14 protein-coding genes and 1 pseudogene are annotated in these 15,437 nt (G+C 47.6%); 14 read left to right on the top strand and 1 reads right to left on the bottom strand.

Annotation, left to right across the window (positions count from 1 at the left end):
* Positions 1-435: 435 nt before the first annotated feature.
* The 6 genes from GCU44_RS01430 to GCU44_RS01405 all read left to right on the top strand — a co-directional run bounded on the left by GCU44_RS01430 (position 436) and on the right by GCU44_RS01405 (position 7,878).
* Positions 436-1,992, top strand: a complete 1,557-nt coding sequence (locus tag GCU44_RS01430; RefSeq protein WP_154852788.1) for a sulfatase — start codon at positions 436-438, stop codon at positions 1,990-1,992.
* 81 nt (positions 1,993-2,073) lie between these two features.
* Positions 2,074-2,238 carry a hypothetical protein gene (locus tag GCU44_RS23155; protein ID WP_154852785.1) on the top strand — a complete coding sequence of 55 codons (165 nt, stop codon included), beginning with the start codon at positions 2,074-2,076 and terminating at the stop codon, positions 2,236-2,238.
* A 356-nt stretch (positions 2,239-2,594) separates the two neighbouring features.
* Positions 2,595-3,533: an NAD-dependent epimerase/dehydratase family protein gene (locus tag GCU44_RS01420; protein WP_154852782.1), complete on the top strand. Its 939-nt coding sequence runs from the start codon at positions 2,595-2,597 to the stop codon at positions 3,531-3,533.
* Between the two features lie 410 nt (positions 3,534-3,943).
* The gene (locus GCU44_RS01415; protein ID WP_154852780.1) at positions 3,944-5,383 is read left to right on the top strand and encodes a pectate lyase; all 1,440 of its coding nucleotides are present in this window, start codon (positions 3,944-3,946) and stop codon (positions 5,381-5,383) included.
* A 393-nt stretch (positions 5,384-5,776) separates the two neighbouring features.
* On the top strand, positions 5,777-6,973 hold the full coding sequence (locus GCU44_RS01410) for a Gfo/Idh/MocA family protein (protein WP_161993877.1): 1,197 nt from the start codon (positions 5,777-5,779) through the stop codon (positions 6,971-6,973).
* 149 nt (positions 6,974-7,122) lie between these two features.
* Positions 7,123-7,878 (top strand): DUF5995 family protein, encoded by a 756-nt coding sequence (locus tag GCU44_RS01405; RefSeq protein ID WP_154852774.1) that lies wholly within the window; start codon positions 7,123-7,125, stop codon positions 7,876-7,878.
* Positions 7,879-8,109: 231 nt separating this feature from the next.
* Here GCU44_RS01405 and GCU44_RS01400 read toward each other — a convergent pair whose 3' ends face one another.
* The gene (locus GCU44_RS01400; RefSeq protein ID WP_154852771.1) at positions 8,110-8,721 is read right to left on the bottom strand and encodes a DUF2911 domain-containing protein; all 612 of its coding nucleotides are present in this window, start codon (positions 8,719-8,721) and stop codon (positions 8,110-8,112) included.
* Between the two features lie 431 nt (positions 8,722-9,152).
* Between GCU44_RS01400 and GCU44_RS01395 the strand changes: the two genes are divergently transcribed.
* From GCU44_RS01395 to GCU44_RS01360, 8 genes and pseudogenes are all read left to right on the top strand, one after another.
* Complete coding sequence (locus GCU44_RS01395) at positions 9,153-10,154, top strand: 3-keto-disaccharide hydrolase (RefSeq protein WP_154852768.1); 1,002 nt, start codon at positions 9,153-9,155, stop codon at positions 10,152-10,154.
* 95 nt (positions 10,155-10,249) lie between these two features.
* Positions 10,250-11,344 carry a PepSY-associated TM helix domain-containing protein gene (locus tag GCU44_RS01390; protein WP_154852766.1) on the top strand — a complete coding sequence of 365 codons (1,095 nt, stop codon included), beginning with the start codon at positions 10,250-10,252 and terminating at the stop codon, positions 11,342-11,344.
* A gap of 167 nt (positions 11,345-11,511) precedes the next feature.
* A pseudogene (locus tag GCU44_RS23240) lies at positions 11,512-11,619 on the top strand (NAD(P)-binding protein); the annotation flags it as partial.
* A gap of 482 nt (positions 11,620-12,101) precedes the next feature.
* The gene (locus tag GCU44_RS01380; RefSeq protein WP_154852763.1) at positions 12,102-12,839 is read left to right on the top strand and encodes a DUF1538 domain-containing protein; all 738 of its coding nucleotides are present in this window, start codon (positions 12,102-12,104) and stop codon (positions 12,837-12,839) included.
* A gap of 3 nt (positions 12,840-12,842) precedes the next feature.
* Positions 12,843-13,616, top strand: coding sequence for a DUF1538 domain-containing protein (locus tag GCU44_RS01375; protein WP_154852760.1), 774 nt, complete (start codon positions 12,843-12,845; stop codon positions 13,614-13,616).
* Complete coding sequence (locus GCU44_RS01370; protein WP_154852757.1) at positions 13,606-13,950, top strand: P-II family nitrogen regulator; 345 nt, start codon at positions 13,606-13,608, stop codon at positions 13,948-13,950. The genes GCU44_RS01375 and GCU44_RS01370 overlap by 11 nt, the downstream gene beginning before the upstream one ends.
* Positions 13,951-13,961: 11 nt before the next feature.
* Entirely contained in the window at positions 13,962-14,357 is a 396-nt protein-coding gene (locus tag GCU44_RS01365; RefSeq protein WP_154852755.1) for a CBS domain-containing protein, read from the top strand.
* Between the two features lie 418 nt (positions 14,358-14,775).
* Positions 14,776-15,429 (top strand): DUF2490 domain-containing protein, encoded by a 654-nt coding sequence (locus tag GCU44_RS01360; RefSeq protein WP_154852752.1) that lies wholly within the window; start codon positions 14,776-14,778, stop codon positions 15,427-15,429.
* Positions 15,430-15,437 lie beyond the last annotated feature (8 nt).

Below are 15,437 nucleotides of genomic sequence, written 5' to 3'. Positions count from 1 at the left end.
ATTTCGGTGAAATAGCTCAGGTGGTTCAGTGTTCTTTGATCCTTTTTGAGAATTTTTGAGCGATAAAGCGCTCTGTTTATTGCGCTATCATCGCTTCACTTGAATAGTTTGGCTAACGTCCACTTGGATTTAACTGTACCAACCATTTTACCTCATTTTCCACAAAACAGCAATGCAGTTGTTACGAATTTAACCTAATTGGACTGTGAACGGGCAATCCTTATTGATTTTTCACCTCACTTTGAATAATTGGGGTAAAACTGTTTTTGTAGCAACTACAATGGCCTTATCTGCTCAATAGGGCACGTTTTTCGGAATTTGAGCTAGATCACCGGTATCGATCAATTCGGCCCTTTGCTGGCTATACCAGAGTTGCACCGGTCATCTTTTTAATCTATATTCAATGTTCGAGTCACAAGAAAAACACTGCCCCCAATGAGAGCCCTTTTCCCAAAAGATATTTTCCTGGTAGCAGCAGGAATCCTGCTAATCCAGGCCTGTGGTGTACCGGAGAAAAAACCGGACGAAACAAAGCCAAACATCCTATTTATCGCGGTAGACGATTTGAACGACTGGGCCGGGTTTTTATCCGGACATGCGGGCATGAAAATCCATACCCCTAACATTGATCGGCTGGCGGCTGCTTCCATGGTATTTACCAATGCCCACACCCCTGCACCGGCCTGCGCACCCACCCGTGCGGCCATCCTTACCGGGGTGCACCATGCGCGCTCAGGAGCAGCGAATGTGTATTGGGGTGACGGCCCGAAATGGCGGGAATTTGAAGCACTGAAGGAAGTGGTCACCCTGGAGCAATTTTTCCAGCAAAATGGCTACAAAACACTGGGCGCGGGTAAAATTTACCACAGCCAGGCACCTCCCTGGTCGCCAACCAGCCAGGTAGAGCCGGCCAATTGGGATTTTTATTACCCCAGCCCCTACATCTCCCATCCCTTCCAAATCCGCGCCCCCAAGGACGTCATTTATCCGGAAGACGTGGACAACGAAAACCGGCCCGGTGGCGGGGCAGATGGCTGGTGGACCTGGGGTGCCATCCCCGTTCCGGATGAAAAAATGGCCGACTACCACATCGTAGACTGGGCAAGTTACCAGCTCCAACAGCCACACGAAAAGCCTTTCTTCCTGGCTGCGGGTATGTGGAAACCCCACGATCCCTGGGAGGTTCCCCAAAAATACTTCGACATGTATCCATTGGAAGACATTGTCTTACCCGAGCGGCGAAAAAACGACCTGGAAGATGCCTTCGATCATGGCCGCCGGTATATCATGGAATGGGTACTGGAAAACGCGCAATGGGAAAAAATCATCCAGTCCTATGCCGCCTCCATCACGTTTTCCGATGCCATGGTGGGCCGCTTGCTGGATGCCCTGGAACAATCGGCCTACGCCGAGAACACCATCGTGGTATTATGGTCCGACCACGGCATGCACATGGGCGAAAAAGACAATATTGAAAAATTCACCCTATGGGAACGGTCCACCCGGGTGCCGCTACTCATTTCCGTTCCCGGTATGGAGCAGGCAGGCAGCCGTTGCGACCAACCCGTTAGCCTTATGGACCTGTACCCCACACTGGTAGAGCTAACGGGTTTTTCTCCTCCTCCCCATTTGGATGGAAGAAGCCTGGTGCCCCAACTAAACGACCCCGGTACCGAAACGGCTCCGGTCGTATCCAGCTACAAGTTTCCCAACCCCAAACCCAATGGGGTCACGGGGCATGCCGTAAGAAGCATGCGGTACCGGTACATTTACTATCCGGAGATCAACCTGGAAGAACTCTACGATCACGAAAACGATCCCAACGAATGGGATAATGTGGCCTATAAAAAAGAGAACACACAGGTCATCGAAGAACACCGAAACGTGTTGCTGGACATGGTGCCTGAATTGACATGGAAAGACGGTCCCCCGGAGGGCTATTCCATCGACAGCAACGGATTGGTAAAGAAGAATAACTTTGAATCGTTTTAAAAGCCAAAATGGATCAGATTCCCTGTTGGTAAATAATTGGCGGTGAATGCGCGGAACGGTTCGTACCAACCCACAAAAACAATGGTAAAGGCGGTGTCTTTTAGTCAAGGTTCCGTTACTGACATCCTGCATCAATATTCCATCAGCCTGACGGGTAAGCAGCTCAACGAACTGGGCGCCAAAGCCCCTGCCTTTAACTTTTTTCATCCGCGGGTTGGCCCACCCATTATCACTGATTTTAACTAATTAAAAATCTTCCTTCAGAAAATAATTCCGATCATTGGGAAAGTAGTTTACCCCTTTCGTCCTAAGCCTGAGCGGTGGAAACGTTGAATGAAGTAAATTATTCGGAGTTACAGTTTAATCGACTACCAAATTAATTCAAGCCAGGAAATAATGAAACTTTTGTTTTCACCTGTACTGATCATATTGGCCATTTCGAGTTGTACCACCAATCAGGAATAGAAAATCACGAATGCCGAATCATGGAGCTATTTTGATTATTCCAACAGCAACCGAAAAGAATAACCGAAGAACTGACAATAATAAAAACGGGTATGTCGACCACCGAATAGTGTAGGCGTAAATTTATCTTTTAACACATGAAAACAGTAGGCATCATCGGAGGTTCGGGCTTTATTGGAAGCTACAACACTCAAAAGTTCTTAAATGAAGGATACAAGGTAAAAGTATCAACTACAGACCTTTCCAAAAAAGAAAAGTATAAGCATTTACTCAGCCTCAAAAATGCCGAGAATCTGGAAATCGTTCAACTCGATGTCGAAAATAAGCAAGAGCTTATGGATTTTCTTAAAGACTGTGAAGTAGTAATTCATGGAGGAACCCCCTTCCAATTGGATGTGAAAGACCTTCAGAAAGATCTGTTTGACCCGACCATCAAGGGAACGGAAAATTTTCTGGAAGCAGTTCTTACGATTCCCGGAATTGAGAAAGTCGTTTTTATTGCATCTGTTGCGGCTTACAACACCAACTTTCCATTTTTACCTGCAGGAAAAACGGAGGGAGACCAAATCACTGAAAATGATCAACCTTTTATGAGCGAAGAAGGCATTCCTTATGCCCAGGCAAAGTTTATCGCCAATCAGACCGTCAATAAATTTATCACTGACCACCCGAAGCTGCATTTTGAAATTACCTCTGTTTCGCCTGTGGGTGTAATGGGAAAATCTTTATCAGACAGACAGGATTCCACCTCAACGGGTATACAATTTCTGTTTAAAAATAAAATTGCGCCCAACCCATTCATACAAATGATCTATGATATGGATGTTTTATGGGCATTGGTAGACGTAGAAGATGTTGCCGAGGCGATTTACAAAGCGGCTGTAATCAAAAACATCCATGGGAAAAACTATCTCTTGTCGGGGGAAAGCTACAGGGTTTCAGATGTTACATTGATGCTCAACAATCAACCTCCGGCAGGCAAACCTGAAATTGTTTATAGTTCAGAATTGGCAATAAAGGATTTGGGAATAAGCTTTAAACCAGTAAGCATTCCTTTGAATAATTATTCCTCATAAAAATGATGACAGAAGTAAAAGAAAACACCGTCAAAAAGTTTATGAAAAAGGACGATTACTCCATTTCTCCCGGTCCCAACCCTTTTCGGTAAGGCGCTTTCCCCGTATACGTTGAACAACCGGGCTTTTTGACGATCTACCGATCGTATCCGATTTCCAGACATGGGACTAAAAAAAAGATAGGTTCGGTGTCAATTGGGGCCAGGTGCCTATCTTGAAAAGCGACCGATCCGGAGAACACCGCTTATGCCCGCAACGATCAACCGAACACGCACGCGCAAGCAAGGGAACGATCGTTCTTGGACAGGCAGCGTAGAAAAACCCAAGCGAATAATGGCAATTTGGCGGGATTTATGTATTTTCAAACAGCTTAATCCGTACGGCCTGTTTTTAACAATAATCCCATAAAAATGATATCCTACCGAAAGGAAATACTGATTTTCGCGATCGCTGTTGGTCTGCTGCCGACTGTATTTCCGATTGCTGTGCATGCCCAGGCGCCCGTATCCGGGCGAAACGACTTAGTACAGCGGACGCATGCGGCCTTGAAAAAAGGACTGGCATTTTTTCACTCGCTGAATACCGAAGGAGGCTATGTCTACTACGTAACTCCTGACCTATCGATGCGGTGGGGAGAAAGTCCTGCCGATGCACATACCATTGAGGTTCAGCCTCCGGGTACTCCCGCCGTGGGCCAATCCTTTTTGCGTGCCTATCGGGTCACTTCTGACAGGCAGGCTTTGGCATTCGCCAAAGAGGCAGCACATGCATTGATTCGGGGGCAAAACAAACACGGCGGATGGGATCATACGATCGATTTTACTAATTTGAACAACGAAGTAGTGAGTTTCGATGATGATCAAAGCCAATCGGCCGTTAGCTTTTTGATGGCCTTGGATCAGCTAGTAGACGATCCTCTGTTGACTGCGGCCACCCAAAAAGCCATACACATGATGCTGAAAACCCAGCTGGACAACGGGGGTTGGCCTCACAAGTACCCCAAACAAGGAAATTACCACGATTATGCCACTTTCAATGACGGGGGGATTAACGATTGCATTCGCGTCATGCTGGAGGCCTACCGGTACTACCCGGGGGACGAGGCCATTGAACAAAGCCTGCGCAAGGCTGCCCGGTTTCTGATGATCTCCCAACTACCGCCGCCCCAACCCGGTTGGGCGCAACAATACAACGAGTTTCTTCAGCCGGCCTGGGCGCGCACCTTCGAGCCCCCAGCAGTATGTCCATCTGTTACCGTTAAGAACATCAATACCCTGATCGATTTGTACCTCATCCTCGGAAACGAAACCTTACTCGAACCCATCCCCGATGCCTTGCGATGGCTTCGAGAGGTCAGGATGGAAAACGGTATGTGGGCCCGCTTTGTAGAACTCGGAACAAACAAAGCACTTTACTACGATAGACCCCGAATTCGTGTAGAAAAGCTGGAAGATCTGCACCCCGAACGCCGAACCGGATATGCGTATCAGACGGATCTGCAGGTACCGCTTGAGAAAAGTACCCTCCGGTATGAAAAAGCCCTTGAAATGGGCCACGAGGCTCTGCGTAAAGCCGAACAGTACACGAACTCAAAAAAAGCATTGACGCGCCGTATTGCGGATATTTCCGGGGATGTGGTGCGCATACTGGACGAACAAGAGGAATCCGGAGCCTGGATCACAAAAAACGATCGATTTAAGAAGAACATGCCACGAGGGGAACGCTGGAACGGCCAATACCTTACCATGGATCGCATTAGCAGTAGCGTTTTTAATAAAAATGTAGCCACGCTGTGTGAATTCCTGGAATTGAACAATCAACTTGAAAAATTTTCGGAAAGGACCAATTAAATGCTAGTTGGAAGAATTCCTGCCTGCGAAAAACCCGCGTACTTTTTGACCTAGCAGTCCGATGGGGTGATCGATAGAATTCCTTGCCCGAATGCGGCAGGGGCCATGGGCTAGCTGTGGTGATTCCCAGCAGGAACAATACCGGAAATTCTGCAGGAAAGAAACAAGGCCCCTTTCGTGCCTGGAAAGAAGTCAACAAACCTCGCGCTGGGCTTTTGTTTCGCCACCGGTACGGGGTGGTAACCCGGATTTTGGCATAAAGCTGCGGTAGTCCAATACTTTTAAATCTATCAAAATTCTGCTAGCTTCGCATCAGTAGGTCGGTCGTGATCCAAAATCATGGGGCCGCCGAGTACACCACTAGAAAAAACTGCTAAAAAATCGCTGTACCAGATGAAAAAACCACTGGGAATAGGAATGGTCGGTGCCCGTTATGGGGCACGCATGCATTTGGCAAATTACCGAAACCTACCGCCCGGACTGGTGGAAGTCAGAGGTGTTTGTTCCCTGACCGAGGAAAGTGCCTCGTCTTTTGCCCGGGATGCCGGGGTTTCCTTTGCAACGACTGAGTTGGATCGTTTGCTCGCGCGGGAAGACATTGATATCATCGACATTTGTACGCCTCCGGCATCCCATCACGAAATCGCCATCAAAGCTGCCGAAGCAGGGAAGCACCTGATCATGGAAAAACCGCTAACGGGGTACTTTGGCGAGCCAGGAGACCCCGAACCCATCGGGTTGCATGTCTCACGTGCGAAAATGAGAGTTGGAGCGCGAAAGCATGCGAAAGCGGTACGCGATGCCGTACGGGCAAACAAAGTGATCTTCTGCTATGCGGAAAACTGGGTATATGCCCCACCCATTGTCAAAATGCGTCGATTGATCGCTGCCTCTAGTGGCTCCATTCTTGAGCTTCGGGCAGAAGAAAATCATTCTGGGTCGAATTCTGTGTTTTCCAAAGAATGGAAATACATGGGAGGAGGAGCGTTGCTCAGAATGGGCGCACACGCCGTTGGAGCCTGCCTCTACCTCAAACAATGGGAAGGCGAGCAGCGCAGGGGAAAACGAATACTGCCAGTTTCGGTAATGGCCGATACCGCAGACCTGATCCATACCGAGGCATCTGCGTTGGCAAAAAAAGCACAGGCGCATCGGTGGATAAGTTCCGACCCAACGGATGTGGAAAACTGGGCCAATGTGGTGATACGCTTCGATGACGGATCCCGGGCCACCGTACTGGTCAGTGACGTGGGGTTGGGAGGGCTCAACACCCGCGTCACAGCCTACATGACCGATGGGGTCATCAAAGCCAACATGACGGCAAACGATGTGATCGAAACCTATGCGGTAGACCCGACTACCTTTGCAAGCGAGAATTTTACGGAAAAACTGGAAACCAAAGCGGGATGGAACCGGCCGAGCTGTGACGAAGACTGGTTTCGCGGATTTTCTACCGAGATCGCAGATTTCATACAGGCCATTGGAGAGGGTCGAGAGCCACTTGCCGGCATTGATTTGGCGGTAGACTGCGTAAATGTCATCTACGCCGCCTACCAATCGGCAGAAGAAGGCCGCTCCATTCAGTTGTAGCAAACCTGCCTGTGCTGTTGATTTGCGTCATAAAACCGACGCCGGTATCGCGTTCCGGCATGCCCTGCCCAGAAATTTTTACTCGGGTGGGCAAGGCGACGAAGTCTGATCCTGACTTCTTTAGTAAGTACACGAATACCTGAAACACCATGCCCAATCCCACCACCATTCAAGATGTCCTGAAGGAGCTGGACCACATCATCGAGGAAAGTATCGCAAGCAATAGCCGAATCGGTTTGTTTGCCTACGTTTACCGGCGTACAACCGATGAGATCGCTACCGAAATTGCCCGGGGAAATTTTGAGGACAATGAACGGCTCGAAAAATTTGACGTGGTATTTGCACGACTATACCTGGATGCGTACGAGGCCTATAAAAACAATCGGAAAGTCAGCGGCGCCTGGGCCTATGCGTTTGACCAGGTGGACAAGCCCCTAACGATTGTTCAGCACATCTTGTTGGGGATGAATGCGCACATCAACCTGGACCTCGCTTTGGCAGCGGCCAAGGTGATGGAAGGACAGGATATCCAGGCCATTGAGCGTGATTTCCACAGAGTAAACGACATCCTCTATCAAATCACCAACGAATTGCAAGACCGCCTTAGCCGGGTATCGCCCTTGATGTTTGTGCTCGATCTGATTGGTAAAAACAAAGACGAAAAGATCATCAACTTTAGCATGCGCAAGGCACGGACCCAATCCTGGCATGCGGCCAACCGCCTTTGGTCGCTGAGCGAGGAAGAGCGGGAAGGGGCCGTACGAAGAATAGACCGCGTGGTGGTTCTACTCAGCAAACTGATCCGGTCACCCAAATCGCTGACAGTTACTTTGCTACTTTTATTGATCCGTGCATTTGAAACTACAGAAGTCAGCCTCGTCATCTCCAAACTCAAAGCAGATTGACCGAATGCGGCGGCAACATTCCCACGCCTCGCTTGGATTGGTTCCGGCACAAACCAATGGTGGATACCTTTTGTAGTAAAACCTGCATGGAAAACCGTACTTTGTAAACCAAAAAGAAGCGACCGAAAACGGTACGCCTCTTTCTTTAATTGGCTCACAACGGTTTCTCACGAAGGGCAACCTCCCACGGAAAAAACCAGATAGGAATGTCTTTCCGGCGCAAGGCTGCTGCTAAAATGCCGCTTTGAAGCCGTCCATTTTCTGGTCTACCTGCGTATCCACCATAAAGGCGAGCCGTACGGTATCCCATCCAATCGTCACTTTGGCCACCTTGTTGTCTTCGGCCGATATGCCGTAGGACAGGCGTTCCTGACTTTCCCCGCTCATCATCGGAGCTACGTTGATGGCTACGGCGTCGTCTTTTGCCAGGGCCGCCGCATCCACTGTGTCGCCCTGCATGTAGGCATAGATGGCATTCCCCTTGCTATTGATGTGAATGGTCCAGTCACCCGACTGCCGGGGAGTAATGAATACCGAATACTTCCCCGGGGCGATGTTTTTTCCCGAGATGTTTACCGCAGTGCTGAATTCGATGGTCGTCGGCGCGTTGGCACCTGCACGCCAGGGAACTCCATAGGGCACCAGCTCGCCAAATACGGTCCTACCCTTTACGGCTGGGGATGAATATTCGATGCTGATCTTCGTAAAGCCCACCTGCTGGGAAACAGCAGCCGCAGGGCTTGGCGCAGGCGCCATCAATTGGGCCTCTGCCTGAAAAAAGACGGAAAAAACCAGCAGCATACTTAGTACGGCTGGAAAATAAAGTGGTGTTGACGTTTTCATACAATTTGGTTTTTTGAGTAATTATGAATGAAAGATACAAAAGGCAAACGGAAAACTAGCCCTTTCAATTTGAGATTTTTCGCGCGTGCCGGCCTGGAAGTTTTCCCGCCTCACGACGCGGGAAAACTTTATGCAGTCCTATAGACCGGGATTCATCACTTCTACCTGCGCGAATGGGGAAAAGAGGACAAATGGAGCAGCACGGCAAAATTCGCCCATATCTGGGTTTTAAAACAAGGAGTTTGGATCCTGAGCGAAGTGATTAGCTACGATCACCGAGACCCGCCGCTGGAAAGTCAATCCCAAGGCAACCTACCAGAATCCACAGGATCACCGGATCAAATGGCGTTTTAATTTATTTTTTTTTTAGTACATTCGAATTCGAACGCGGAAGCGATCCGTAAATTCAGAAAAAACTCAAAATATATCCCATGAAACAGCTACTATCTCCCATCCTACCCCTCCTCCTTCTGGTGGGCAGTTTTACGCATACCACTGCTGAAACACGACTAGCCAATCCCTTTCTCGGGATGTGGGGCCTGGAAATCGAAGGTGGCGGTGTCGGCTGGCTGCACGTGAGTGAAGAAAAAGGGTACCTCGACGCCGAACTGCTGTGGATCGGAGGAAGCGTACTTCCCGTAGCCCATGTCTACCTGGCCGATGAAAATACACTGGTCGTCACCCGGACCAACACGGCTAAAAAAAGCGAAGATCGGAGCCATACCCTCACCCATACCCTCCGCATAGTGAAATCAGGAGATTCCCTGAAAGGGACCATGACAGGACCCAGTCGGGCCGGGGAGTACCAATCTCATTTTACCGGAAAACGAATGCCTCCCATGCCGGACAAACCCGATTTAGCCGACCTTCGGTACGGAAAACCAGTCTCCTTATTCAATGGCACCGACCTGAGCGGTTGGGTATTGATGAACCCCAATCAGGCCAATGGCTTTTCGGCGCAAAACGGCGTGCTGCTAAACGACCCCGTGCAGCCTAATAACGGAGCCCACGTCTCTTACGGCAACATCCGCACCGAGCGGGAATTCGAAGATTTCAATCTCAAACTAGAGGTGAATGTACCGGAGGGAAACAACAGTGGGGTGTACCTCCGAGGCATCTACGAAATCCAGGTAGTGGATTCCTACGGAAAACCGCTCGATTCCCACAATATGGGTGCCTTATACAGTCGGATCACCCCCAGCCAGGCTGCCGAAAAACCTGCCGGCGAATGGCAGTCCATGGACATTACTCTGGTAGATCGGCACGTTACCGTTATTCTCAACGGCAAAAAAATTATTGACAACGAGCCAGCCTGGGGCCCTACCGGTGGAGCCATGAGTGCCGACGTGCTGGCTTCCGGACCAATATACCTGCAGGGAGATCATGGCAAGGTGAGTTACCGGAACATTGTTTTGACGCCCATTGAGAAATAAGCAAGGATTCCAATCCTCCACCTCTTATCCGGCATGCTCAAAATAGCCGTGACCGGATAAGGGTTTTAGGCTGCCAGCGAATGTCGTATTTCCGCATGTCCATTCGAAAACTGCTTACCCGTTTACACCTGATCCTTGGACTGGGAACGGGGCTGTTGTTTTTCGTCATTGCGCTTTCCGGTGCGATTTATACCTGGGAACCGGAATTCAGTCGGCTTGCCTACCATCAAGCCGTGGAAGCGCAGGACAAACCGGTTGTCTCCATCGCTGACCTACGGAACAGCCTGGAAAAAACCTTTCCCGAGGGAGATTTTCGGACGGCCCTCTACCGCGACCCGGAAAGCAGCATCGAAGTACTGTTGTACGCCCCTGGTACCTATTATCTCGCACAACTAAACCCCTATTCGGCCGAACTGATTCATTTACAAGACATGAATAAGGGCTGGATTAATTATCTAAAAAAACTCCACCGAAACTTACTTTTGGGAGAATTGGGCCGGGAAATTGTACACTGGGTAACCCTGCTGGCCATTCCCCTGTTGGTATCCGGATTGGTGATTTGGTGGCCCGCTACGGGCCGGCCAACGAAAGATAAGTTTTTCCTGAAAACTACCGGGAGCGCAAAAAAACGGAACTACGACCTGCATTCCGTTTTGGGCTTCTATGCTTCCTGGGTCCTTATTTTCGCCCTACTTACGGGGATATATTGGGGCTTTACACCCGTAAAAGAAACGCTTAAACAGCTCAGTGGCGAAAATACCATCGCATGGGAGGCCCCTCAATCGAAGGCTACGGCGGCGCGACCGGATAACGACGCCATCCTCAACCGATTGATCGCCGACTACCGGAGCACATTTCCCCATGCAGCGGTTCGGATTAGTATTCCGCATGCAGCGGACGAGGCGATCCATCTTTCCGTCATCGATCCTGGCAAGGGCTTAAACGCCATCGATCATTACTACCATGATCGATACTCGGGAGAACGAATTCGGGGGAAATTTCGAGCCGGCCTTTCCGGAGAGATCAGTACCTTCAACGCCATCAACGGCCTGGTGTACGAAATCCATTTTGGGAGTATTCTGGGGCTTCCGGGAAGGATCCTCGTATGTATAGCGGCATTGATCGCCGCATCCCTACCAATCACCGGACTGCTTGTCTGGCTCGGTAAACGAAAAAGCAAAAGGGTCTAGCTCCCGCTCCAGGCGCTTTAAAATAGGTTGCCGGATGTCCGAAAAACAAGAGCAACTGCATCTTTTCGATCTTTTTTCTGTTTTTTACCAAGCAATTTCTGCACATTTAGTAAATTACCGCCGGGGCGGTGTATGCCACGGTCAATGCTTCTACTAAGCCAATAACAATGCTAACTCTTGATGCTATAGTCATCGGCTCGGGTATTTCCGGTGGCTGGTCCGCCAAGGAATTGTGCGAGAAAGGTTTAAAAACCCTGGTCTTAGAGCGGGGACGGAGAAAATATCAATGCCGGAACATTTGTGGCTGAGGTTTTCATCTGGACAGCTATTTAAGCTACGTCGCGTACGCTTGATACTTCACCGGAAAGACTTGTTTATAATCCCGATTAATTCGAGGAAAAAACTTAACTAGTTTCCCGAAACGAATTCCGACGAAAATGCCGCCGATTTTGTGTCTATCCGAAACACCCTAAAGCGGATGAAGTATTTTCGAATAACCCAAACACCGAAAATGCTCCTCCCTACAAAAATCTCAAAATTAAGTGGTTTGAAATTTCAAAACTAAAACAAAGTATACCTACTCATCAAACCGCAAAAAACACTAAATTCGCTTCAGGAGGTCTTTAGCAGTGTTCAGCTTCTATAGCAGATGAATCTGGATTGGCTACAAATTCAAAAAATCGTATTTTCGAAAACGAGGCTTTAAAAATTGAAAGCAGACAGCTTCGTTGCTGTTTGAGTAACCAACGACCAAACGATGATAGTAAAATTACTAAAGATTACTGGCGGTAAACTAAAAAGTGCGTTTTTTGATTTGGTACCAATTGTATTGGTTGTCTCCTTCTTTCAAATAGCGGTGCTAAAACAACCTTTTCCAAATCTTCCTGAGGTACTAATGGGTCTGTTGTTTGTGGTATTCGGCTTGATGTTGTTTATCGAAGGACTAGAGATCGGTTTGTTTCCAATAGGCGAAAACCTTTCTTATGCCCTATCTAAAAAGGGAAGTTTGGGCTGGCTTTTGTCCTTTTCCTTCTTGTTGGGTTTTTCTACTACCATTGCAGAACCTGCCTTGATTGCGGTAGCAAAAGAAGCCGCCTACATTGCGGTGGAAAGTAACCTACTGGAACTGAAAAATGAAGCAGGATATGCCTTGGGGCTACGTTTATCAGTAGCGCTATCCGTGGGTCTAGCTATTGTTCTTGGAGTTTTGCGTATTATCAAAGGTTGGCCAATCTACTATTTGATTATCGGTGGGTACATCTTGGTAATGACAATGACCTTTTTTGCTCCTGATGCAATTATAGGTATTGCCTATGATGCGGGTGGAGTGACAACCTCCACGATTACCGTACCCCTGGTTACTGCCCTCGGTGTAGGTTTGGCTACGGTCATTCAGGGCCGAAGTCCGCTTACTGACGGGTTTGGGTTAATTGCTTTCGCCTCATTATTGCCAATGATTTTTGTTATGGGTTACGGGATTTTAATTTTCTCCTAATAGATGAGACAGCATTTTATCGCTACCTTTCTATCGACTATTCAGGATGTTGCTCCCATCGTGTTATTAATTGGAGCATTTCAGGTTTTTGTCATTAAAAAGAATATTCCTAAGCTCAAAAAGGTCCTTTTTGGCGTTGTCCTTGTTATTGTTGGCCTAACCTTTTTTTTAATGGGCCTGGAACAAGCACTCTTTCCGATAGGGGAAATCATGGCTGAACAGTTATCGAATAGTTCCTTTATTTCCGAACAATATTCGGGTGGCATTGGCGATTGGCAAGCGTATTACTGGGTATACATCTTTGCTGCTTTTATCGGATTCGCCACCACGATAGCCGAACCCTCCTTGTATGCCGTAGCCCTAAAGGCAAATGAAGTCTCCGGAGGCACTATTCGAACGACCTCACTGCGGGTTGTGGTTGCAATTGGGGTAGCATTTGCTTTGGTTCTTGGCACGTATCGAATCGTCGTTGGTGATTCGTTGGTCTATTACATCTTAGCAGGTTACATCGTGGTCATCGTCCAAACCATTTTTGTAAAAAAAGATTTGGTAGCCCTTGCTTACGATTCGGGTGGTGTTACCACCTCTACGGTGACGGTCCCAATTGTAGCAGCCCTTGGATTAGGTTTAGCAGCGGCGGTACCCGGTAGGAATCCCGCAATCGACGGGTTTGGCCTGATCGCATTTGCCAGTGTATTCCCAATTATTGCGGTGCTTAGTTATGCGCTCCTAAATGATATGATCGTACTACTTAAAAAAAATAACCATGAAGTTTAAATTAATCGTGGCCTTTGTCAATCCGGATATCACGGAAAAGGTTATCAAAACAGCAAAAAAAGCTGGTGCCACCGGCGATGTCAGCATGCAAGCTAAAGGAAGCGGTTTGGAAGAAACCAGTTTTCTTGGCCTTTCAATTCAAGACAAAACGGATGTTGTTTTGTTCGTAGTGGAAGAACACCACGTAAAGCCAATTATCCAATCTGTATCTGAAGAGTGCAGCCTGGAAGAACCTGGAAATGGAATATTATTGGTCCTGGCAATTGACAAGGTAGTTGGTCTTTCCAAACAAATAAAAAAGATTCGAGACAACTTAAAATCCAAACAATTATAAAAAAGCAAATAATGGGAACGTATAAAAAAGCCAAGGATATAGCGACAAACAAGCTGTATTTCATCGACGGACTTTCGAGTGCGAGAGAAGCCGTTCAATTAATGAAAGAAAAAGAAGTGCAAGCGCTATTTATCAAGAAAAGAAATGAAGAAGACGCCAATGGAATCATCACCCTAACTGACATTATCAAAGGAGTCATAATTCCAGATAAAACTCTAGACGAAGTAAGTGTCTATGAAATAATGACAAAACCGGCCCTGTCAATTTCCGCAAATTTAAATGTTCGATATGTGCCCAGATTTTTAGCTAATTTTAACGTAAAAGTAGCACCGGTAGAAGAAAACGGGGAGTTAATCGGGTTTATTGATTATAAACAGTGCGTGTACACGTACCTGGAAAATGAATAATTCTGGTTTTGCAAGCATCTTGAAAAGTAGATACATTATTGAGTCTAGGTGTTGTCACTAGTAGGCTGATACCTTGAGAAGTGGGCTCTCATAAGATAGTTTTCCCTCCCAGGTATATCTTATTCGTAGCATCGGAACAATTACACCTCAATTATCATGAGCCCAAAGTAAAAGCAACCACAAAAAGAGCTGATAAACAGTGAGTAACTCAGCCTTCAAACCTACGTCAACGACAGTCATCTTAGTTAAACTACCAAATTCCTCGTCGCGAACACCTTAAAAGGTATCAGATTTGCTGATAGTCCCACTGCCTACAGGACAAAAAAGCCTTCAGGAGTTTATGGATACCCTGCCAATTGAGTAACTTGCACCCAACGCTGAATTGTACCACATCCGAAAACAAAAAAAACACCACCGAATGAAGCTTATTTTTGCACTACTCTTTTTGATGCCGGTTTCGCTGCTTGCCCAATCCACTGACGTAGGGAACTGGATGATCTATTTTGGCGATAAAAAAATTTCCGAGAAATGGAATTGGCACCACGAGGTACAGTACCGAAACTTTAACGCAATCGGCGACACCGAACAGTTGCTTCTCCGGACGGGAATTGGTTACAACCTGAGCGAGAACAACAACAACCTCCTGTTGGGATACGGATTCATTTACAGCGAACCCTACATAGGCGATACGGATGCCAAAACCCAGTTCAACGAGCACCGCATCTACCAGCAATTTATCACCCGGCAAACGAGCGGACGCGTTGCTTTTCAACACCGGTACCGGTTTGAGCAACGTTTTTTTGAGGACGATACCAGACTCCGTCTTCGGTATTTTTTAGGCATTACGGTAGCACTCAATCACAACCAACTTGTGGATAATACCGTTTATTTATCTGCATACAACGAGCTGTTTGTGAATACCGAACAGACCGTTTTTGATCGAAACCGATTGTATGGAGGAGTAGGGTATCGAATATCGAAAAATGTCCGGACAGAGATCGGGTACATGAACCAACGAACCAATACCGTATCCCGAAACCAACTGAATCTGATTGCCTTTGTAAATTTCTGAACGCGTTG

Source organism: Cyclobacterium xiamenense, assembly GCF_009467825.1.
GTDB classification, from domain to species: Bacteria; Bacteroidota; Bacteroidia; order Cytophagales; family Cyclobacteriaceae; genus Cyclobacterium; species Cyclobacterium xiamenense.
This window is presented reverse-complemented; position numbering and strand designations above follow the sequence as displayed.